This window comes from Enterococcus sp. DIV0213h (genome assembly GCF_051711285.1).
Taxonomy (GTDB): domain Bacteria; phylum Bacillota; class Bacilli; order Lactobacillales; family Enterococcaceae; genus Enterococcus_D; species Enterococcus_D casseliflavus.
On record NZ_JBIOMH010000001.1, the window covers coordinates 642,673 to 663,213 of the forward strand.

At 39.7% G+C, this 20,541-nt stretch carries 17 protein-coding genes; 11 read left to right on the forward strand and 6 right to left on the reverse strand.

What is annotated here, in order from left to right; genetic code table 11:
• Window positions 1–201: 201 nt before the first annotated feature.
• Both IGI77_RS03000 and IGI77_RS03005 read right to left on the reverse strand, forming a co-directional pair.
• Window positions 202–1,077 carry a LysR family transcriptional regulator gene (locus tag IGI77_RS03000; RefSeq protein ID WP_086294567.1) on the reverse strand — a complete coding sequence of 292 codons (876 nt, stop codon included), beginning with the start codon at window positions 1,075–1,077 and terminating at the stop codon, window positions 202–204.
• A gap of 458 nt (window positions 1,078–1,535) precedes the next feature.
• Window positions 1,536–3,041 (reverse strand): helix-turn-helix domain-containing protein, encoded by a 1,506-nt coding sequence (locus IGI77_RS03005; RefSeq protein WP_332282048.1) that lies wholly within the window; start codon window positions 3,039–3,041, stop codon window positions 1,536–1,538.
• 266 nt (window positions 3,042–3,307) lie between these two features.
• Here IGI77_RS03005 and IGI77_RS03010 point away from each other — a divergent pair, with 266 nt between their 5' ends.
• Entirely contained in the window at window positions 3,308–6,799 is a 3,492-nt protein-coding gene (locus tag IGI77_RS03010; RefSeq protein ID WP_438769449.1) for a bacterial Ig-like domain-containing protein, read from the forward strand.
• Between the two features lie 122 nt (window positions 6,800–6,921).
• On the opposite strand, the gene IGI77_RS03015 is transcribed toward IGI77_RS03010, so the two are convergent.
• On the reverse strand, window positions 6,922–7,812 hold the full coding sequence (locus IGI77_RS03015) for an AraC family transcriptional regulator (protein ID WP_195961087.1): 891 nt from the start codon (window positions 7,810–7,812) through the stop codon (window positions 6,922–6,924).
• Window positions 7,813–7,939: 127 nt separating this feature from the next.
• Between IGI77_RS03015 and IGI77_RS03020 the strand changes: the two genes are divergently transcribed.
• Together IGI77_RS03020 and IGI77_RS03025 are read left to right on the forward strand one after the other, a co-directional pair.
• Window positions 7,940–9,544: a glycoside hydrolase family 43 protein gene (locus IGI77_RS03020; RefSeq protein WP_438769450.1), complete on the forward strand. Its 1,605-nt coding sequence runs from the start codon at window positions 7,940–7,942 to the stop codon at window positions 9,542–9,544.
• Window positions 9,545–9,583: 39 nt separating this feature from the next.
• Window positions 9,584–10,984 carry a PTS mannitol transporter subunit IICB gene (locus tag IGI77_RS03025; RefSeq protein ID WP_195961088.1) on the forward strand — a complete coding sequence of 467 codons (1,401 nt, stop codon included), beginning with the start codon at window positions 9,584–9,586 and terminating at the stop codon, window positions 10,982–10,984.
• 214 nt (window positions 10,985–11,198) lie between these two features.
• Here IGI77_RS03025 and IGI77_RS03030 read toward each other — a convergent pair whose 3' ends face one another.
• Entirely contained in the window at window positions 11,199–11,774 is a 576-nt protein-coding gene (locus IGI77_RS03030; protein ID WP_060792747.1) for a recombinase family protein, read from the reverse strand.
• 178 nt (window positions 11,775–11,952) lie between these two features.
• On the opposite strand from IGI77_RS03030, the gene IGI77_RS03035 reads away from it, so the two are divergent.
• A complete protein-coding gene (locus IGI77_RS03035; protein ID WP_438769451.1) occupies window positions 11,953–13,443 on the forward strand; it encodes a helix-turn-helix domain-containing protein in 1,491 nt (496 codons plus the stop codon).
• Window positions 13,444–13,639: 196 nt separating this feature from the next.
• On the opposite strand, the gene IGI77_RS03040 is transcribed toward IGI77_RS03035, so the two are convergent.
• Window positions 13,640–13,843 (reverse strand): hypothetical protein, encoded by a 204-nt coding sequence (locus IGI77_RS03040; RefSeq protein WP_016609736.1) that lies wholly within the window; start codon window positions 13,841–13,843, stop codon window positions 13,640–13,642.
• A 182-nt stretch (window positions 13,844–14,025) separates the two neighbouring features.
• Here IGI77_RS03040 and IGI77_RS03045 point away from each other — a divergent pair, with 182 nt between their 5' ends.
• The gene (locus IGI77_RS03045) at window positions 14,026–14,148 is read left to right on the forward strand and encodes a DUF7006 family protein (protein WP_254907890.1); all 123 of its coding nucleotides are present in this window, start codon (window positions 14,026–14,028) and stop codon (window positions 14,146–14,148) included.
• Window positions 14,149–14,265: 117 nt separating this feature from the next.
• Here IGI77_RS03045 and IGI77_RS03050 read toward each other — a convergent pair whose 3' ends face one another.
• Entirely contained in the window at window positions 14,266–15,753 is a 1,488-nt protein-coding gene (locus IGI77_RS03050) for a helix-turn-helix domain-containing protein (RefSeq protein WP_438769452.1), read from the reverse strand.
• 482 nt (window positions 15,754–16,235) lie between these two features.
• On the opposite strand from IGI77_RS03050, the gene IGI77_RS03055 reads away from it, so the two are divergent.
• From IGI77_RS03055 to IGI77_RS03080, 6 genes are all read left to right on the forward strand, one after another.
• Window positions 16,236–16,631, forward strand: a complete 396-nt coding sequence (locus tag IGI77_RS03055) for a DUF7006 family protein (protein ID WP_284592063.1) — start codon at window positions 16,236–16,238, stop codon at window positions 16,629–16,631.
• A gap of 758 nt (window positions 16,632–17,389) precedes the next feature.
• The gene (locus IGI77_RS03060) at window positions 17,390–17,668 is read left to right on the forward strand and encodes a hypothetical protein (RefSeq protein ID WP_413129339.1); all 279 of its coding nucleotides are present in this window, start codon (window positions 17,390–17,392) and stop codon (window positions 17,666–17,668) included.
• A 586-nt stretch (window positions 17,669–18,254) separates the two neighbouring features.
• A complete protein-coding gene (locus IGI77_RS03065) occupies window positions 18,255–18,764 on the forward strand; it encodes a hypothetical protein (RefSeq protein ID WP_015509003.1) in 510 nt (169 codons plus the stop codon).
• 22 nt (window positions 18,765–18,786) lie between these two features.
• Window positions 18,787–19,395, forward strand: coding sequence for a hypothetical protein (locus IGI77_RS03070; RefSeq protein ID WP_438769453.1), 609 nt, complete (start codon window positions 18,787–18,789; stop codon window positions 19,393–19,395).
• A gap of 21 nt (window positions 19,396–19,416) precedes the next feature.
• Window positions 19,417–19,740 (forward strand): LPXTG cell wall anchor domain-containing protein, encoded by a 324-nt coding sequence (locus tag IGI77_RS03075; protein WP_413129342.1) that lies wholly within the window; start codon window positions 19,417–19,419, stop codon window positions 19,738–19,740.
• A gap of 432 nt (window positions 19,741–20,172) precedes the next feature.
• On the forward strand, window positions 20,173–20,541 hold the full coding sequence (locus IGI77_RS03080) for an LPXTG cell wall anchor domain-containing protein (RefSeq protein ID WP_438769454.1): 369 nt from the start codon (window positions 20,173–20,175) through the stop codon (window positions 20,539–20,541).

Consider the following 20,541-nt stretch of genomic DNA (forward strand, 5'->3'; position numbering starts at 1 on the left):
AAATCGAATCGAGAGAAAAGATACTATCTTGTAACTTTATAACCGTAAGTGAATTCAAAAACCTTGCTGCACCAAGTCTTTAAAACGTAAAGACTTGGTGCAGCTCTTTTGTTTCTCGCTGTGACGAGGTTTACAAAATGACTGTCATCATTTTCTGGAAAAAGCACAATTGCATAAAAATCAATGCGGATTAAAACCGTTTTATAACAAAGATAGTAAGCGCATTTTTAACTCGATGACAAAATTTTTTGTGATGCTGGGAGAAAGCATCAGTGGATGTTTTGACAATAAGCCAATCGACATGTGGGGATCAGGCAAAGGAAGCGAGACGATTTTTACTCGAGCATGAGTTTGCTCAATGATGGAACGAGGGATCAGACTGCAGTATCCAGTTCGTTCGATCAAGTAAGGAATCGTACTGATATTGCTGACAGACTCCCAATGGATCGAAGGAACCTGATTGTCAAGATAGCTTTCAATTTTTGTGCGAGCTGGACAGTCAGACTTGGAACGATAGAGATGGCTCCCTTCAAGGTCGGCTAGCTTATTGATGATTAATGGGTTTGAGATTGAGGTAATGCAGCAAAGCTCTTCTTGAAACAATTCCTCGTAGGCAAAATGTTTCTCGTGAGGAAGTGAGCATAAGGCGAAATCAATTCGGTTTTCATTTAGTGCATTGGCTAATTCCAGTGTTGAGCCCACGATGATCTCGAAGTTTATTTTTGGATAGTGCTGCGAAAAATCGTGAAGCAGTGCAGGCAAAACCAAAATGTCATAGGGTTGAAGGATGCCCATCCGCAACGAATACTCGACCGTATGGGAAGCATTGATCAACTGTTCTTTGACCCGCTCCCAGTGGGCAATCAGTTCGGGTACTTCCTGTTTCAACAATTCGCCTTCCAAGGTCAATACATTGCTTTTTCCTTCCAAAAATAACGCTACTTCTAATTCGTCTTCTAACTTTTTGATATGGTTCGTAACGGTCGACTGGGCATAGTTTAGTTTGGCGGCAGCTCTAGTAAACGTACCTTCCTCGACGATTGTTTTGAAGGATTGCAGCTCCTTGATAAAATCCACGTTTGTTCCCCTCTCTTTTTACCTATTATACAAAAAAGGAGCGAGGAGAAAATTTCTTTTTTTTCTACTAAATAAAAAAATTAGATACAAAAGTTATTTAAAACATGCAGTCTGTTATGACCGTATGTTTCTTTGCTTTTAAAATAACGAATTTCACATTTGTGGCTAAGGATATCCGCTAAAATTTCATTTATTAAAAAATCCACGAAGCAGGCAACTTTTCAGGGATTACGAACAGCACATAAAAACAAGACAGGGGCTTTCTCCGCTGCGCTTGAATGGAAAAGCGTTTATTAGGAGAGGAATCTTGCAAAAAAGGTCTGATTTTTTTCTGATGTGAAAAAAATAGACACGCTAAGAGAAAAGAAAAATGGATACTTAGGAAAGGGTCAAAATAGCAAACCGCGCAATGAAAAACTGGCGGCGCTTCCTTCAAGAAGGCCGTCAGTTTCCTTAGGTCAACGAATCGGTGTGATTCTTGGCTGAATCAGCTGTTCAATCGTTTTGTGGATGATCGTCCAGTCCGAAAGGGTGGGGACATTTGAAATGCGTAGTTGCTGAAATTTGGTGTTGCTTTTCAGATGCAAGTCAAAATTGCTGACGATCAAATCTATTTCCCGATGGATCAATTCTTGTTCATCAGGAGCCACTTCAAAAAAGTAACTGATTTCTGTATGGTCGTTTTTAAATAATTCCGTTGATGCGGCTAAGAAAGCATCTAATCCAGCACCGCCTTGAAAAGCAAAGGCTACTTTGAGGTGTTTTTTCAGCTGGGGATTAGGCGCTAACTCGCTTAACAAAGTCAATGTGACTGCGATATGTTCCAAGTGAGTAAAGGAAAAGAAGCGGCTTTGATCGTTGAAAGGTTTCAACCACTCATTCCAAGAAAGGTAATCCGTCTTGAATGTCGTTTCAACAAAGGCTTTGATCTGCGGATCAGCAAACTCATAATTGGCAGAAATCATCGTCAGCAGGCGAAGATTTACGAGATACGCGATGATCTTGTGGGCAGCTGCAGGTGGAATAGCGACGCCAGATTTCTCTAAAAAGGCAGCAGCTTCTGCAATAATTTCTGGTCTTTCTGTATGGTGAAAAATGTAATCCGCATCGCTTTCGCCGTTGATGTCCATCGTACTATAGGAAAGACAATGGAGCGCATTGACAAAGATCCAAAGCAGCTCTTGTTGCGGCAAGTGGATGATTCGGTATTTTTTCAAGTAATGTTCGTTTAATATTTCTGAGAAAATAGCGAAGCGTTCTTTCTCCAATAGATTGCGTTCTAAAGACGGCGGCAAGGTCAAAAAGTAAGAATAGCGCCACCTACGCTTGGCGATACTTAACCACAGAGCAAGTCGGTAATGGCTGTAATGCAAATCTTTCGTGTTGGCTTCCTTGGCTTTTTGGACCAGCAGGCGGGCATCCGCTGGACTATCCTTATCTAAAATCGTGCTATCGCCATAAGCAGAAAAAAAGACGAACAGACAAAATCGGATGTCCGCTTCGGTACCAATAAAGTCAAGATGATTCGTGGCAATAGTTACAGAATAGGTTTGCAACGACTTGTTCATGTAGCTGATCGTCCGTAAAAGATGACTGCGAGAATAACCGAATTCAATCGTTGCTCGGTGAATAGAGTATTTTTTATTATCAATAATACTCGTCATGATTTTAAACTCCAGCGTTTCCATCCCCAGGTATTGAATGGCAGAATTGATGGAAGCGTTCGGCGCATAAGCGATCGAGACGATGTTCGTTTCTGAGAGTGTGATCTTGACCAGGTCTTTTGGCAAGCTGTCACTTAAAATACTCAGCTCTTTGGTAACTGTAGGCAAAGATAGCCCTAGTAATGTCGCCAATTCTTGTGGATGATACCCTGTCGGTGCAGCATTTAGCACTTGCAAGATTTTTACTTGTCGAGAAAATGCTTTGTCCCGATGCAAGTTGATAGATAAATTTTCTAACATTGAGGTCACCACCTATCCATTGAAATTACGCTCATTTTAAGTAAATTATATAATACTCTGCGCCAATCAAGAAGTCTTATCCCTTGAAAATTGGCGGATTTCATGTTAATGGTGCGCCGCATGTTTCATCGAGTGTGAAACAGTCATTGAAAACAGCTTTTTAGAAAAAACAACCTTGCCAGTTGCAGACCTAAAACGCTTGGATTGATTGGTACAAAGATAAGTGTGAATAACGTTGGGGAAAAGAAAAAGGAGAAAAAATGAAAATGAAAAAACGCGTAATTATAAGTAAGAGCGCTTTAGTAGGGATGCTGATTTTAGGGACAACCTTTCCAAGCACATGGCCGATCGCTCAGGCAACAGAAACACAACAAACAAAGCAGCAAACACCATCAATAGACTCCACCGTTCCCTTGCTGACAGATTCAACAGGAAGCATGGACACAGGAGAAAAGACAAATTCCCAAGAAGGAAATGCTGACGTCGTATCTTCCGAAACAACCGCAAGTGAAGTGGTGACCACCACTTCAAACCTAGAAACAAATCAATCTAACGCAGCTGATACTGCAGAAAAAACTCAAATTTCAGTTACTGACCCATCTGCTGAAACCAATGTAGAATCTACGGATAGTCAACCTTTCGCTGCAGAATCAACGAAGAGTATCGAGAGTTTCAACTACGATCTGACTGTAGAATATGATCCGATCAAGTATAAAGCACTGGTTTTGGATTTGCCAATCCCAGAAAAATACGCACACCAAACACTATACCAAGACCCGCAGTTGACAGAAGATTTTTATGTCTACAAAACGGATAAGGTATACATGCTGGTGGGGCTATGGTATACAAGTGAAGTGACTGGTACCAATCAATTAAATATATCTTGGACAAGCTTCACAGGTTTTACGATCAACTATTACGGTCTAACAGCGGTTTTAGAATATACCGACGTTAACGGAAACCTTTTGTTTACGGCGACATATAATGTTCGCTTTACGAATAGCCATTTGACGGTTAAATATGTGGATGAATCAGGGATGGAAATCTATCCTTCTCAAACCATCCATAATAGCACCAATGAATCCTATAATGTCTCTACAAGTGCGTTTATTCCAGAAATTCCAGGGTACGTTCTTGATACCAATCAACTACCGACGAATGCCAAAGGAAATTTTCCTCGAGGCGAAGCGACAGTGACCTACGTCTATCAAAAAGCACCAACGGACTTCACAGCGCTATCCGTGAAAGATACCAAGGTTTATGAACGAGATACATGGAAAGCCGCGGATAATTTTGAACAAGCAGTCTCAAAAGAAGGAAAAATACTGACTTACGAGGAATTCCTCGCTGAGGGCGGCAGTGTGTCTGGGCAAGTCGATACTAGTCAAGCGGGTACTTATACAATCAGCTACCACTTAAACAATGTAAGCAAAGAGGCAACGATCCTCGTCAAACCTCGATTCACTGCGATTACTGTTCACGATTCTTCGTTGTACGTCGGCGAAAATTGGTCACCAGAAGATAACTTCGACCAAGCCGTCGATCGGGACAACCATCCAGTTGCTTTTGCCGATGTGAGCGTTGACGGAAGCGTGGATACCAAGAAAGCGGGGACCTATGAGGTAGTGTATCGTTATGATGGGATAGAAAGCAAAGCCATTATCACCGTCAAAGCCGATCAAACCAACGTGACTGCCCATGATAGCGAGTTGTACACAGGGGATAACTGGAAAGCTAAGGATAATTTCGATAGTGCAACAGATAGAGACGGTTCATCTGTTGCTTTTGGGGATATCACTGTCACGGGGACTGTCGATACAACGCAAGCAGGCAAGTATGAAGTCAGTTACGGCTATCATGGCGTAGAAAGCAAAGCCATTATCACCGTCAAAGCCGATCAAACCAACGTGACTGCCCATGATAGCGAGTTGTACACAGGGGAACAATGGGAAGCCAAGGACAACTTCGACAGCGCAACGGATAGAGATGGTTCAGCTGTGGAATACGAGGATATCACTGTCACGGGGACAGTCGACACAACAAAAGCAGGCAAGTACGAGGTCACTTACAGCTATCACGGTGTAGAAAGCAAAGCCATTATCACCGTCAAAGCCGATCAAACGACAGTTAAAGTTCACGATAGCGAGTTGTACACAGGAGAAAACTGGACAGCCAAAGACAACTTTGACAGCGCAACGGATCGGGATGGTAAACCTGTTGATTTTGGGGATATCACTGTTACAGGCAAAGGAGATACAACAAAAGCTGGTGAATACGAGGTCATTTACAGCTATCACGGTGTAGAAAGCAAAGCCATTATCACCGTCAAAGCCGATCAAACCACAGTCAAAGTCCACAATAGCGAGTTGTACACAGGGGAAAATTGGACAGCCAAGGACAACTTCGATAGTGCAACGGATAGAGATGGTAAACCTGTTGAATTTGGGGATATCACTGTCACAGGGACTGTCGATACAACGCAAGCAGGCAAGTATGAAGTCAGTTACGGCTATCATGGCGTAGAAAACAAAGCCATTATCACCGTCAAAGCCGATCAAACCAACGTGACTGCTCATGATAGCGAGTTGTACACAGGGGATAACTGGAAAGCTAAGGATAATTTCGATAGTGCAACAGATAAAGACGGTTCATCTGTTGCTTTTGGGGATATCACTGTCACGGGGACTGTCGATACAACGCAAGCAGGCAAGTATGAAGTCAGTTACGGCTATCATGGCGTAGAAAGCAAAGCCCTTATCACCGTCAAAACGGATCAAACGACAGTTAAAGTCCACAATAGCGAGTTGTACACAGGAGAAAACTGGACAGCCAAAGACAACTTCGATAGCGCAACAGATCGGGATGGTAAACCTGTTGCTTTTGGGGATATCACTGTTACAGGCAAAGGAGATACAACAAAAGCTGGTGAATACGTGGTTATTTACAGCTATAACGGAATAGAAAGCAAAGCCACTATCACCGTAAAAGCGGATCAAACGACAGTTAAAGTTCACGATAGCGAGTTGTACACAGGAGAAAACTGGACAGCCAAAGACAACTTCGATAGCGCAACAGATCGAGATGGTAAACCTGTTGCTTTTGGGGATATCATCGTTACAGGCAAAGTGGACACAATGAAAGCAGGCAAGTATGAGGTCATTTACAGCTATCACGGAATCGAAAGCAAAGCCATAATCACCGTCAAAGCGGATCAAACGACCCTGAAAGTTCACGATTCAACGATCAAGCAAGGCGATGAATGGCTGCCAGAAACAAACATTGATTCTGCCATCGATCGTGATGGCAAAGAAGTAGCCTTTTCAGAAGTAGAAGTCAACGGCACAGTGAACACCGATACAGTTGGGAGATACAAAGTTACTTATCATTATGGTTCTTTGACAGTTAAAGCGATTATCGTGGTTCAATCAAATTTAGATGAAAATCCAGATGAGTCGTTACCAAGTGAGAAACCAGCTTTACAACTCCCAGAAGCCTCTGGACCAAATCCCAATAATGAAGAACCTGTAAAAAAAGATGATGATTTAGACAAAAAAGCATCAACCAAACAATCATCGCGCAATAGTAATCTAAATGATCAAAACAATTTAGTGAAACAAAAGAATAGTAAAGTTGATAAAGAGCTACCAAATACAGGAGAAGAACCTAGTTTTCCAATCGTCTTTTGTGGTCTTTTCCTAGTAGGACTCGGTTTCTCCGGTTTTTATTTCCGAAGAAAATTTTACACTAAGCATTGGTGATAATTTCATATTTGGACAATTAGTAAAGAGTAAAGAAAAGTCTAAATAGAAAAATACAATAAAGGAGTGGAATATCAGTAAATTGGCTGGTACTCTACTCCTTTTTGCTATTAAACAATTATTTATGACAAAAAAATTGCAATATTTGTTTTCCGATACGTGTTTGGCGAAACACCTACCCATTTTTTAAATTGACGACTAAAATGTGCTGTATGTGAGTAGCCCAATCTTTCCGAGATACTTTCAATTGTAATATCAGGGATAGTTAATAATCTCTTTGCTTCTTTTAGTTTAAGAGAATCTAGATAATTTTTTGGTGAAATGCCGTAAATTTTTTTAAAAGCTTCAAGACCATAGCTTGGGGAAACATTCGCCTCAGAATAAATTTTTTTTATCAAGATATCGATTTTTTCGGTATTCTTCCTTTCAAAAAAATGATGAAAGTTATGGTGGATAACTTCTGCAATACTTCTAGCAATACTCAGAGTTTGAATGTTCGCATTTTTTTTTGGATCAAGTTCAGTAAATTTAATAAGTTCGAAAATCAGTCTAGTTAAAATTTGAATGGTTAAGATTTTATCAGAAAGTGAAAAGCTAGGTGCTTTATCATAGAGATCGATCCAATCGTTGATAATGACTTGTAATGTAGTGTTTTCAGCTGTGTGTTTCTCAAATATCAAAGGAATATTCTTCATTAATACATATCGCAATATGGGTTCGTCAATATCGAAATGAGCTGTAAAGTAGCGTAATCCTTCCTCGGAGCAACAAGCATTTAGGTGGAGCATACCCGGAGGGATAATTAATATGTCACCTGCATTCACTATATATTTTTTGTGATTGATTGTAGTTTTTTGCTTTCCTGATAAAACAAGCAGAATTTCAAAAGCATTATGCGAATCTAAATAGCTAGACCAGCCATAAGGAACTTTTTGAGTATGTGCTGAGAAGAAACGGACGCTTGTATCTAAATTCGGTAGAAACTCTAAATGATTGTATAAGCTCTTTTTCATAATTTAATCTCCGTGTTTTTTGGTAAATTTAACGTTGTAAAACTCATTTCCAAATTTATTAATAAAAGTATACTTTAAATAGAACCTACATGAAAGTGGTTTCAAAAAATTTTAAGGACTGATTTTATTGATCCAAAATCCAATATTAAAAGGGTTTAACCCAGATCCATCAATTTGCAGAAGGGGGAATACTTATTATATTGCAACATCGACTTTTGAGTGGTTTCCAGGTGTACAAATTTACGAATCAAAAGATTTAAAAAACTGGCGTTTAATTGTCCAACCGTTAAATAGGATAAGTCAATTGGATATGATAGGTATTCCAGATAGTGGAGGTGTCTGGGCTCCGTGCTTAACGTACAAAGACAAAAAGTTCTGGTTGGTATATTCAATTATGCGCGAACATAGAGCTTTTAAAGATGTACGTAACTACTTGATATCTGCTGATGATATCCAAGGCCCATGGAGCGAGCCGGTATTTCTAAATGCTAGTGGATTTGATCCCTCACTTTTTCATGATAATAACGGTAAAAAGTATTTATTGAATATGGTTTATGATTTTAGAAATTATCATCCTTGGAATTACGGAATAGCTATTCAGGAATATGATGAACGGAAAGAACAAATGATAGGGAAACCTAAAATTATTTTTAAAGGAACAAATTTAGAGAAAACAGAAGGTCCACATATTTATTTTATAAATGATTATTATTATTTATTTACAGCTGAGGGCGGCTCTCAGTGGGGACATTCGGTAACTGTTGCTCGTTCAAAATCATTGTTTGGACCGTATCAGGTACATCCTGATAATCCTATTATGACCGCTTGGTATTCTCCAGAAAATTATTTGCAGAAAACAGGTCATGCGTCATTAATCAAAACGGATAGTGAGGAATGGTATATCACTTATTTAGCAAGCCGGCCCATTAAACGAAAGGGAAAAGGATTATTTGAAGAAAGAGGATTTTGTACTTTGGGGCGTGAATCTGCGATAGCAAAAATTGAATGGACAGCGGATGATTGGCCAGTATTGACTGATGGGAAAGTTGCCCCAAAATACGTGCCGATGCCAAATTTACCAGAGCACCCTTGGCCTAATAAGTCTCAGAGAACTAACTTCTCTGCTGGTATTCCTTTAGAATTTCAAACATTAAGAATTCCGTTTAATAAAAAAATGGGTAAGATAACAAAACAAGGATTGACTTTGTATGGACAGGAATCCCTGTATTCCGTCTTTGAACAATCTTTACTAGCTCGTAGATTTGAATCTATAGATTTTTTAGCTGAAACTGTGGTAGATTTTTCCCCTACTTATTACCAACAAAGTGCTGGTCTGGTATGTTACTACAATAGCAAGAATTGGACTTCACTACAGGTAACTTATGACGAGCAATTGGGTAAAATTTTAACAATTTTAAAATGTGAAGGGGCGAAACTTAGTTGGCCATTGAGAGATCCTGTCGCCTTACCTGATAGAGGTAGTGTGTATTTACGAGTTAAAGTTAATTCTCTTTTCTATCAATTTTTCTATTCATTGGATGGCGAAAACTGGGAAGAGCTTGCTGTAACATTTGATACTTACAAACTTTCAGATGATTACATTGCAAAACCATTCTTAGGACCTACAGGAAGTGCTTTTACTGGAGCTTTTATTGGTGTTCATTGTAACGATTTAACAGGGATGAGGAAAAAAGCTGTCTTTGAATATTTTATTTATCAAGATTCAATGTGATAAACAAATAACTATAAATTTTATATAAAGGAGAAAAAGATGAAAAATGCAAATTTAGTATCAAGTGCTGGAGTTCGAGTAAAACTTCAGAAAATGGGGTCATTTTTAAGTGGAATGATTATGCCGAATATACTAGCCTTTATAGCTTGGGGACTGTTAGCGGCACTATTTATTCCTACAGGTTGGCTTCCAAATGAAAAATTTAATGAAATCGTGCCACCTACACTGAACTATCTGCTACCGATACTGGTAGCTTATACAGGAGGAAAGCAGGTTTATGGTACACGTGGTGCGGTAGTAGCTTCAATGGTAACTATGGGGTTGATCGTCGGAGCTGATGTTACGATGTTCCTAGGTGCAATGATAGTAGGTCCAATTAGTGCCTGGGGGATGAAAAAGATAGATTACCTTTATGAAGATAAGGTAAAAACTGGTTTCGAAATGCTTGTCAAAAATTTTAGTGGAGGCATATATGCGGCTATTTTGACAGTCATTGGGTATGTGATAGTAGGTCCAATATTTAATACGTTGAATTATATGATGACTGATGCGGTAAATTTACTCGTTGAACATCATCTTTTACCCTTAGTAAGTATTTTTATGGAACCAGCAAAAGTTTTATTTTTAAATAATGCAATTAATTTTGGTGTTTTTGCACCAATAGGATTAGAGCAAGTAGCTGAAAATGGTCGCTCAATGATGTTTGCAATTGACAATCCGGGAGTCGGGTTAGGTATTTTGTTATCTTATGTGGTTTTTGGAAAAGGAACTGCTAAGAAAACTGCTCCTGGAGCAATTGTTATTCATTTTTTTGGAGGAATTGCAGAAATTTTCTTTCCGTATGTATTGATGAATCCATTGCTGCTGATTCCAGCTATATTAGGAGGAATGAGTGGTGTCGCAACATTGATGATTACTGGAGCGGGGATGATTTCACCAGCTTCCCCCGGATCTATCTTTGCCTTCATGGCTGTGACTCCCCGAGGTAGCCACTTTGGTATTTTGCTTGCGATCGTTGTTGCAACTGTGGTCACCTTTGTCGGAGCTGCAGTAATTCACAAATTAACTAATCGAGCATTGGATAATAACAATGACGAATTTATCCTTGCAGAAGAAAAGACAAAAAAAATGAAGCAAAAAGGAAAACTGATAAAAGACTTTTCAATAAAGAGAATTATCTTTGCTTGTGATGCAGGTATGGGTTCTTCAGCAATGGGGGCAGCAATTGTTCGAAAAAAAATCCAAGAGTTAGGTTACGATATTGAGGTAACAAACGTTGCGATTCGTGACTTATCCGCAGATGAAACGTCATTAGTTATCACCCAGAAAGAGCTTCAAGAAAGTGCGAGAAAGGCAGCACCAAATGCTCATTTTCAATCAGTGGATGAATTTTTAGATAGTGATCGTTATGATGAAATACTAGATGCCCTGCGACAATAATTATTGTTTGTTCAGTTATTATTCGAAAATAATAGATAGCTATAGATGATTGTATAGAATGGCAATGATATTTGAAATAGGGTAAATAACTATTATTAATCGAAAAACACAGGAAGAGAGTGGTGTTCTAGCTCTCCCTGTGTTTTTATTAGTCAATACATATGTTTTATACTTTTGAGTGCTCGAACTAGAAAAACTAGATGAATCTACTGTTTCAAAAAATGACCTCATCCTTTTCCAGACTAAGATAGCGATAAAAAGTCGAGCGCTTTAAGCCTGTTTGGGCACAGATATCCACAACGGCTTTTCCTTCCTTTTGATAAAGGTGCAATGCGTGTTGGATCAGTGCGGGATCGATTCGTGGACGACCGCCAATATTTCCTCTAGCACGTGCGGATTCTAAGCCTTCTTTGGTCCGTTCAACGATGATGTCTCGTTCGAATTGGCTGAAGGCTTGGAAAACAGTCATCATTAATTTTCCTTGAGGGGTTTGTGTATCAAAATTTTCTTTGATACTGATGACTTTTACACCTTTCTTCTCAAAAAAGTAGACGAGATCAATCAGGTCTTTGGTACTTCTTCCTAGCCGCGAGAAACTTTCAATAATGATTTTATCGTTTTCTTTCACTCGTTTTTTTAGTTTATTTAATTCAGGACGATTTGCGCGTACACCACTGATCTTTTCAGTATAAATTTTGTTGCATTCATACCGGTCAAGTAAATCCAATTGACGAGAGAGATCCTGTTGTCTTGTGGATACACGGGCGTATCCATAAACCATATTTGTCATACAAATTCCTCCAGTTGCACAAAAAGAGTCTACATAGAGAATACCCTGTTTGTTCACTTAAGTACATATTCTAACACCAACTTAAGTAAATTTGGGAAATAGGAAGGTTTTTTTATAGACGCAAATATTGTACTATAGAAAAGAAACCAGTCGGTGAAGGAGAAACACGGAGGGCAAAATGAGAGAATTGCAGTTAAATTTTATGCTAAACAAAACGACCGTTCGATGGCTTCAAATGTTAAATACCTTTGAGCGAGAACGGACTTGTTCCATCGCAAGTTTAGCCAACAAGCTTGATGTGACCCAACGGACGATCAGCTCTGACATCAAGGAATTGAAAACCTATCTGCAAGAGGCAGCGGAATTTACTCTTGAAGCCAATGGCTATCATTTTAGGGAAACTGATCCGAAAAGATACTTGTCTCAAAAAAAGGAGCTTGTTGCAGAAGAAGGCATGTATCAAATCGTGGAAGCCATTTTCCACGGTGAATTCTGTTCAGTTGAAGAGTGGGCGCAGCGCTTGTATGTATCAGAAAGTACGATGCGTCGCTATTTGAATACTGCTTCTGCGACGTTACGAAAGTATCATTTAGAGTGGATCTTGCAACCGGTCAATTTGAGTGGATCAGAAGCCAATATTCGCAAGTTTTTTAAAGATTTTTATTATGAATCAGATGTCACCCCGCATACGCTCTTGCCCCCCAAAGAACTGATCGCGTTAGTCAGTGATGCCTTCTCAAAAATTCCCACAGCGCTGGTGAATACAGGCGTTTCTCCGAGTGATTTTTATTATAGTTTGTATATTGCGATCAAGCGCTATCAACTGGGAAAGACTGTTCAGATTCCTCGATCGTTGGCAGCAATCGTCGAAACGCATGAAGCGTTTGCCGTAATGAAGAACTTAGCGCCTAAAATCGAAGCGCTATACCGAGTAAGACTACCGCAACAAGAAATGATGTGGCTTTATTTAGTGACCGTGATGAAACGAACTTTGACCGAGCCTGAAAAAGAGCAGCAATTCGTTGCAGCGTTTGGGCTGTATCCTGAACTCGAAGAACTGAGTCAGCGCTTCGTGCAGGAATGGGGCATTTCCTTTCAAGAGCCTCAACAGGTCCAGACGATGATCCACGCCTTTTTTCTGTCAAAGAAAATCAATGAGCAGCTGGCGCCCGTTTTAAATCATTTGCTAACAGAAGTAAAAACTGAAGCGCAAAAGCATGGTTCTGCTGCTTATCAAAAAAATCTGGCATTTATGAAGCAGCACCAAGCGATTCTAGGATTCAAACAGGAGTATCTGTCAGATATCTGTGCCGCACTGACCCTTTATAGTGAAGCAATCAGGGAGCTTTATGCACAAAAAGTTAAACGGATCGCGTTGATAATAGAAGGTGATCTTTATGCCTGTCACACGATCCGTGCGCGCTTCTTGCGTTATGTCGGCAATGATCATCGGGTATTCTTTCCAAAAATCAATGAATTGACGAGCGATTATTTGAAGGAAAACGCCATTGATCTTGTGGTCACGAATTATAGTGAATATTTATCAGAGTTCATCTTATCGACTGATTCTCTTTTACTCAAAGCAATTCCCGATCATCAAGATTGGCTAAGAGTGATTGAAAAAATCGATCCTCAGTTAGGGCAAGCGTTAAGCGTTCCCACAACCTGATACACGTATTGCAACACAGCATGACGAGGACATAGGTGGATAGATCAAATAGAAAAGCCGCAACCGTTACGATCGACGGGTGCGGCTTTTATTCGTTTGTCTAATAAAAAAGGGAGTTATCTGAAAATATGCCCACTGTTCCTGAATACCAAAAGATTGGGTTGTTTTGGTGAAAGAACAGCCTACGCGAAAATAATTAGTTGGCATTTATTAGTTTATCAAAAATCGCTTCAAAGGTTTTGAACGTATCACTATCTAACTGACAAAGCCATAAAAGGTAGCTTTTTTCTTTGAATGTCCATTCGATTGAAGGGTAAGAGGCAATCAAGGCATGGTATTTCTCTCGTTGTTCACTGGTAGCTAATAACCACCGCTTCTCAAAAATCTTTTTCTCTTCCATTTTTTATCTATCCCCCATAAAGAAACGTTGCCTGAAACTTCACTAACGGGCAACGTAAATCTAATGATATGCAGATCTACGTTTAGTATACCAAAGAAAAATGAATTTTTTTAGAAGATGTGTAAAATTACAATGAATTTCTTTTATTTTGCTTTTTTTCGGACATTTTTATAGAAATCGAATTGGCAGAAGAAGAGATCGTCAAAATGATCAAAAAGGACAAAAATGTCTATTACCGACAAATGGCGGGGATCGGTACGAACCAAAAAGCGCCCCATGGGTTGATCTACCTCAGCGAGAAATGAACACTCTGATCGGCTGGATCGATCAGAGTTTCAACTACTCGTTGTGTAGGAGATGTTCTTATTAAATAACGATTTGCAGCTGCAACGATTCCGCAAAATAGTGCCCGAGAAAATGTCCTACGCGTTGTTCAAAACGACCAGACGCAAGATTCGTGGATTGATTTGGTTAAGTAATCGATTCCAATCCGTGGCATCTGGAAAAGATTTTAGTAAGATACACTCGACTTCAAGCAAATATTCCATCGTATATTCCGAATAGTTGGTTACTAGCAGATCAATTTGTTTTTCCTTTAAATAGGCTGGGGAGAGTTCGCTGGCATCAGGATAATACAACGTGTGGAAGCGTCCTAGATATTTCCGTACGATACTTTCGGCATATTCGCAGACATATTCATTTCCTTCAAAAATTACGGCGATCGTCCGTTGTGTCCCCCAATTTTCTTCTTTGATCGCTTCCATGTGAATCGTTAGACTGGCACAAAAGTCTTCGAGATAGGAGGGCGAATACAGCTTTTTGACTAGCTTATGCTTTGCCAAAAATGCATAGTTTCTCTTATATTCGTAGGAAAACTTGTCTTTGACGAATTGGGTAAGATCGTCAATATTGACGTTCATGATGGGAGAGAGCATGTCGCGTATTTTCACGATCGTAAAAAACGACTCTAACCAGTACAAGTCTTTTTGTTCATCGTAGGAATTGCCGCGATTGATGGCATAGAAATCTTTTGCCACTTGTTTGATCTCAGGCCAGCGATTGTAGGTTTGGCAAAATTCTTCGATCGAAGGATGATTGATTTTTCGGCGACAGATAAGGCAAAGAAGCAAATAAATGATTTCATCTTCAGGTAGGCGATAATGAAAATAAGAATAAAGGATCTCCGTCAACGTATCGGGTGAAATCAATGAATCGTAAGCATAAAAAATCTCCTTCAGCTCAGGAGAAAGTTCGACCTGCAACCCTTTCTTGCTGCGTTCCAGCGTAATGTAGAGGATATAGGAAAAGTAAGAAAAGGTAGAAGCTGGCTGTTTTTTTGAATGCAAAAGATTCGTGATCTCAATCACGGCATCTTGGACATCCAATGACGGGAAGATCGTATTGACATTGATATCGGACTCGTAATAAAACAGACAAAAAAAGCGGCGAATATCGATCTCAGAACCCACCAGTGTGACTGGATTCGTTGACAAACGAAGGTTGAAGGGCTTTAATAAACCATTCATTTTTTTTAAGTAGCCAAGCAATGCTTGTTCAGAAAGATTAAGGGTCAGGCTCCAATCTAGCACCGATTGTAATTCATCGAAAAAAATACTTTCTAAAATCATAAAAAAAGGTTCATCTTTGACTAGATTTTGTTTTTGTTTGATATATGCCTCGGGATCCAGTTCTTCAAATAAATAACCAAACTTCGAGGAGTAGATTTCGATTGCATCATTGAAATGTTCACGAATCATAGCAATGTCCGCAATGATCGTGCGAGTACTGCTTTTTGTTACTTCTGATAAATCGCCCAATGTTGAAGACGGATTCTTCTCAAATTCATTTAATAATTGCAATCGTCGAATTAAAGAACGATTTTTGATAAATTTTAACTGAAAATTTTTCATAGATGCCCCCGTTGAATTTAAAAAAGAATTAATCATATTATAAACAATTGGTTAAAATACTTCAATTTTTATGTTTATTTTTAATTTATTTGACTAAATACAAAGTTTTTATTATTCTAATGGATGTAAACGTTTGAAACTATTTGGAACAATGTAGGTTTTTTCACCGACAGGTGAAAATTGCTATTTTTTTTTAAAGAGATTTGACGCTATAGTGAGACCATAGTCCGATGCTTAGGAGTATTTGTTTTTTCTCAAGAGGAAACCTGTGAATTGTTGGTTGGATCAAAAGAGAGAAGATGGAAAATAAATGGAACTAGCAAGTGCGTGAATGTGCCATCAATACCTAAAAATGAAGTGTAGTTGAAGGCTATCCACGAATGAGATAGAAGGAAAAGACATTGATTGGTTGAAGAAAATCTACGGTTACTAGAAGAGGGAAACTGGGAACGATCGTACAGATAGATTACGAGGAGGCTAATATGCTGGCAGAAAAGATAGCGGGAGCAGAAGAATATTTGGCGCATTTTCAAACAGAGCTAGAAAAACAAGGGGTGTTACGCTTTTTTCCAAAAATAAATGCCTTTTATCATCGGTTAGCAAAAGAGTTTTTAACGATTTTTCATAGCAAGGAAGAAAACCTGTTTGTTCAATGGGGCCGTCTATTGGCGATTGATGCACAATTGCAAATATTGATGGAAATCAGCAACAATCGCAAAGAAGGATTGCTAGATGACCTTGGGATGAGTGAGGAAGAAGTCATTGAAATGATTGAAAATGACCATAAGTATTTTTATCGTGAGATCACGGGGGCAAAGCTAACGCAAAAACCTAAAATGGGCTTGATTTATTTGAGCGAACATTTAGCAGAGTCCTGAACATTCATTCTTGGTGCGCCGAGTTGTGAGGTTTGGGAGAAAAGCGTGCAAGAAATGGAAAACGATGACGAGCAATAGACTATTGGGGAAGTTTTATAGATAGAGCGTTTTTGGGGATAGAAATGAAGAGTAGTAGTGGGGCGAAACGGACGATTTTCAGGTGGTAAGAACCCTTGAGAATAACCAAGAGCAAAAGGGCTACTCAAACAACGCAGTGGGGAAGGCAATTGGTTGGTCTTCCTTGCTTGAGTAAGAGCTTTTTTTAGAAACGTTAGACTAACTGGTCAGGATCGTGACAATGACGAACGCTGATTGACCTTTTCGGCGAAACGAGGTACCTTGTAAGACAAGTCATAAAGAATACAAAAAGCGCATGAAGGTAGGACATCAATGGAATGAAACTTTTTATCATTTTTGCCTGCTTATCGGTAGGCATATCGGTGGCACAATATGGCATATATTATTTCTTTCCCAGCATATCTGTGATCCTTCGCAGCTGGTTTCAATTGGGACAAATCATTCTTTTGCTGGGTTATTTCTTTCTGCTGGTTATGTATTTTTGGGTGCAGCACGGCAGCACGAGGAAAGGGAAACAATCTTTAAGAGAATGATCAATAGGTAAAGCACAAGGATCTGCAAAGAAGCGTTTTTTTTAAATAGGAAGAAATAGCTTGTTTGTAAGAAACAACATACATAAATGAAACGACCCAGACGATCCTTTTCGTAGGGGCTACTTAACATAAGAGAATCGGCAGCAAATGCTTGCTCCCTTTGGTGAAAATCAAGGAGTGACGTTTGCTGCTTTTTTAGTGCAAACAAATGAGGCTTTTTTCAAACTATCAGCAGCGTGTTTTTTACAGGAAATTGAGAAATTCTTAAGGTTTCTGTCGCATCAAGCGAGCTTCTCAGCATGTCGCGGAGCGAAAAAAGAGACATGGGAGAAAAAGAGAGAGATTGTGAAAAACCTCTTTACAGCAACCGTCTTAGCAGCTACATCATTGGTTATTTTTTCGTTTAAATTTAGTCCATGCACATAATTCACTGGGCAGTGAAATCCTTGATTTCAGTTTTGAGAAAAAGCTCGTTATAATGATAGCGTCAACAAGGATTCGCTTGATTCGATCAAAGTGCTGCTTTGCTCTGCCTAGGTTTGATGGGAAAAAAGAGGCAAGGATTAGGCAATCTAGTTCTTTTTTCTTGAACGAAAGGCTATTTTTCGCTCATATTTTCACATGTTTGCTAGAAGAGGATGTATGGTGAGGAAGCAATTGCTTCGCTGCGCTTCACTCGACGAGAAGGAAACAGGAAAGGAAAAATGGAATCGACCGTTGTCATTTTATCGATCCAAGGAACTCTTCTCAGGGAAGATTCGGCTGATTCACAAACCGACACTTTTGTTTGAGAAAAAGCAATCATTTTAAAAAGTAAGTGAAGCTGCTAATAAATAGGAAGAAATAGGACAGGATACTAGCGAACAAAAACAATCGATCGTTGACAATAAAAAATAAATAACGAAAGAATGAAGGACGAAAGCGTTGAAAAGGCGATCTATTTAGTAGTGATTTCATTTGATGAAACACGATTGCTAAGGATTGCCCAAGGAGAACATAGAGGTGAAAAAGGATGGAAGAAAAAGAGCAAAAGAAGAAAAAGTGGTTGTTATGGTTATTGCTTTTATTGTTGTTGGGTCTAGGAGGTGTTTGGTATTACTTAAACAATCAAAGTACGCCTACTCCGCTAGCCAGTCGCGATTTGATGCCAGATATCATTGACGCCACCGATCGTGAATTGGCAGAACGGGCGCAGGAGATCGCAGATGCCGATTATTTTACATTGAACCTTAATCCAGAAGCCTATTTTGAAGACGGAGAAAGCGAAGGCAGTATTCAGATCATCAATCCTGGGACAAATGTGTACCCTATTGCGTTGGAGTTGTTTTTAGAAGAGACGGGGGAACTAATCTATGAATCAGGTGGTATTTTACCCAATCAAGAAGTGACTTCTGCTCGTTTGCTGATTCCTTTAGAAGCGGGAGAATACCTGACCAGAGCAGACGTGCATATTTTTGATCCAGATACCCTGGAAAGGCTAAGAACTACCCATGCACAGGTGAAAGTTTTTGTTAACAATTAAGTTATTTTAGGAGGAAAAGGAAATGAAAAAAATGAAGAAAGCCGCTGCTGCGTGTTTTACGTCGATGGCATTACTTGGCGGTGTCGTGCAAGTTCTTGCAGATGATTACTGGCATATTAATGGAAATGATGGTCAAGGGAATGAAAGCTCACTCCAAGTGGACGGAATTATCGGTGAATTTGATAATACAGATGTTTCCCAGCCTAATCCACCAGATATCAATCAATGGATCAATATAACATTCCCAGCAAGAACGCTCTTTTATACGACCCGATGGTCTGACCATCGAGAAATCATGTCCCCTGAACACGAGTTTGTGAACCACTCCGGACGAGGCGTGCAAGTCTTAGTCACGAGGGTGAGTGAGGCAAGAGATATGGAAGAAGTTGATTATTTGGAGGTCAATAAATTATTTCCCGTGATTATCGATGGAAAAATCGTTCCGGATTCGGAGTTTGACCCGCCGAAGGAATTATTCGTACTAACGGATCGTTCGGATATAGATTCTGTAAATACTCTCTTTTTCACAGGGAATGCGACGCCGGTTGAAAAAGAATATAATATGTACCCGGAATTCGAGCTGCACTTAAAATTCATTCCAACAGATAATCATGGAGTGCCACTTCGCTAAGAAATCTATGAGGACAAACAGATGAAGCCAAAATTCTTTAGAGCTGCACTAGCCATTGGCTCACTCTTTGTTTTGACTGCATCACCTGCATTGGCAAGGACGGCTGTTCAGCAAAATGAAGGGCAGATGAAGGTGCAGGGTCAAATTGGCGAGCCGAAAGTAGAAGAATCGATCATTGAGGAGCGAATCGTTGAGGAACCACCCGAGAAGGAACCACCCGCTCGTTTGCCCCAGACAAATAGCGAAACGAGCAGAAGGCTGCCATTGCTAGGCATGGTTCTCGTTGTAATCAGTTTAGCAACTCTAAGAAAGCGGCACAAAAAAAATAACGCCTCAAAAATGTAGTATAGGGGTTTTCATCAAAAGAGGGACATTCTTGTTTAGGAGAATGCCCCTCTTTTTTTGTTATTTTAAACCTGGTTTTTTCAAAAAAGACAGCACATAGCTTTGCACGTGCTATTCGCTTTTTCTTTGATAACAGACGTTTTAAGTTATGCAAAGGATTTCTCATTTTAGAGTGATCCTGCGTCAAGCAATTCATTTAAAACGAGGGTTTGTTTTTTTATCTAGGCATCGATTTCATCAGCCAGTGAATTTATTGATTTTTCCCGCATCGCAAAGATAGCTATAATGAAGTATATCGAGGGTAAAAACCAGCGTTTTTGAAAGCTAACTGAAGCATAGACCGATCGGCGTTGTACAAGGATACCGTCTAAGTGAGGGTGTCTAAAAAATGGTGGTTTTTAGGCTTGATGATGTCAAAAAGGGGGAGGGAGAATGAAAAAAGCGAGGGGGAATGTTTGGGTCCACCTGATAGTCTTCGCTGCTTTTTTTCAAGTGATCAGTGCTTCGACGATTTTGGTTTCAGCACAAGAGCAGCGTTCCGTCGATACAGAAGGCTCAGTCCAGTTCACGGGTGTCTATGAACCAGACAAACCAGAACCTTCACCACCAAGCGGACCGACACAGCCTGGCGGCGATGGGGGACGTTTGCCGCAGACGAATACCCGAAAAAGTTCCAGTGCCACGGCACTCGGATCACTGCTGCTATTGATCGCTGGCTATGCAACAGTGAAGAAGACACGCAGGTACCAACAAGAACAAGCAACCTCACGAACACCAGAAAAATTGCGTAATAGAGAATAA

Bases quoted from the DNA above. Each gene is read 5' to 3' on its own strand.
- IGI77_RS03005 (WP_332282048.1), bottom strand. From the start codon at position 3,041: ATGTTAGAAAATTTATCTATCAACTTGCATCGGGACAAAGCATTTTCT.
- IGI77_RS03010 (WP_438769449.1), top strand. From the start codon at position 3,308: ATGAAAAAACGCGTAATTATAAGTAAGAGCGCTTTAGTAGGGATGCTG.
- IGI77_RS03015 (WP_195961087.1), bottom strand. From the start codon at position 7,812: ATGAAAAAGAGCTTATACAATCATTTAGAGTTTCTACCGAATTTAGAT.
- IGI77_RS03025 (WP_195961088.1), top strand. From the start codon at position 9,584: ATGAAAAATGCAAATTTAGTATCAAGTGCTGGAGTTCGAGTAAAACTT.
- IGI77_RS03030 (WP_060792747.1), bottom strand. From the start codon at position 11,774: ATGACAAATATGGTTTATGGATACGCCCGTGTATCCACAAGACAACAG.
- IGI77_RS03035 (WP_438769451.1), top strand. From the start codon at position 11,953: ATGAGAGAATTGCAGTTAAATTTTATGCTAAACAAAACGACCGTTCGA.
- IGI77_RS03040 (WP_016609736.1), bottom strand. From the start codon at position 13,843: ATGGAAGAGAAAAAGATTTTTGAGAAGCGGTGGTTATTAGCTACCAGT.
- IGI77_RS03050 (WP_438769452.1), bottom strand. From the start codon at position 15,753: ATGAAAAATTTTCAGTTAAAATTTATCAAAAATCGTTCTTTAATTCGA.
- IGI77_RS03055 (WP_284592063.1), top strand. From the start codon at position 16,236: ATGCTGGCAGAAAAGATAGCGGGAGCAGAAGAATATTTGGCGCATTTT.
- IGI77_RS03060 (WP_413129339.1), top strand. From the start codon at position 17,390: ATGCTTGCTCCCTTTGGTGAAAATCAAGGAGTGACGTTTGCTGCTTTT.
- IGI77_RS03065 (WP_015509003.1), top strand. From the start codon at position 18,255: ATGGAAGAAAAAGAGCAAAAGAAGAAAAAGTGGTTGTTATGGTTATTG.
- IGI77_RS03070 (WP_438769453.1), top strand. From the start codon at position 18,787: ATGAAAAAAATGAAGAAAGCCGCTGCTGCGTGTTTTACGTCGATGGCA.
- IGI77_RS03075 (WP_413129342.1), top strand. From the start codon at position 19,417: ATGAAGCCAAAATTCTTTAGAGCTGCACTAGCCATTGGCTCACTCTTT.
- IGI77_RS03080 (WP_438769454.1), top strand. From the start codon at position 20,173: ATGAAAAAAGCGAGGGGGAATGTTTGGGTCCACCTGATAGTCTTCGCT.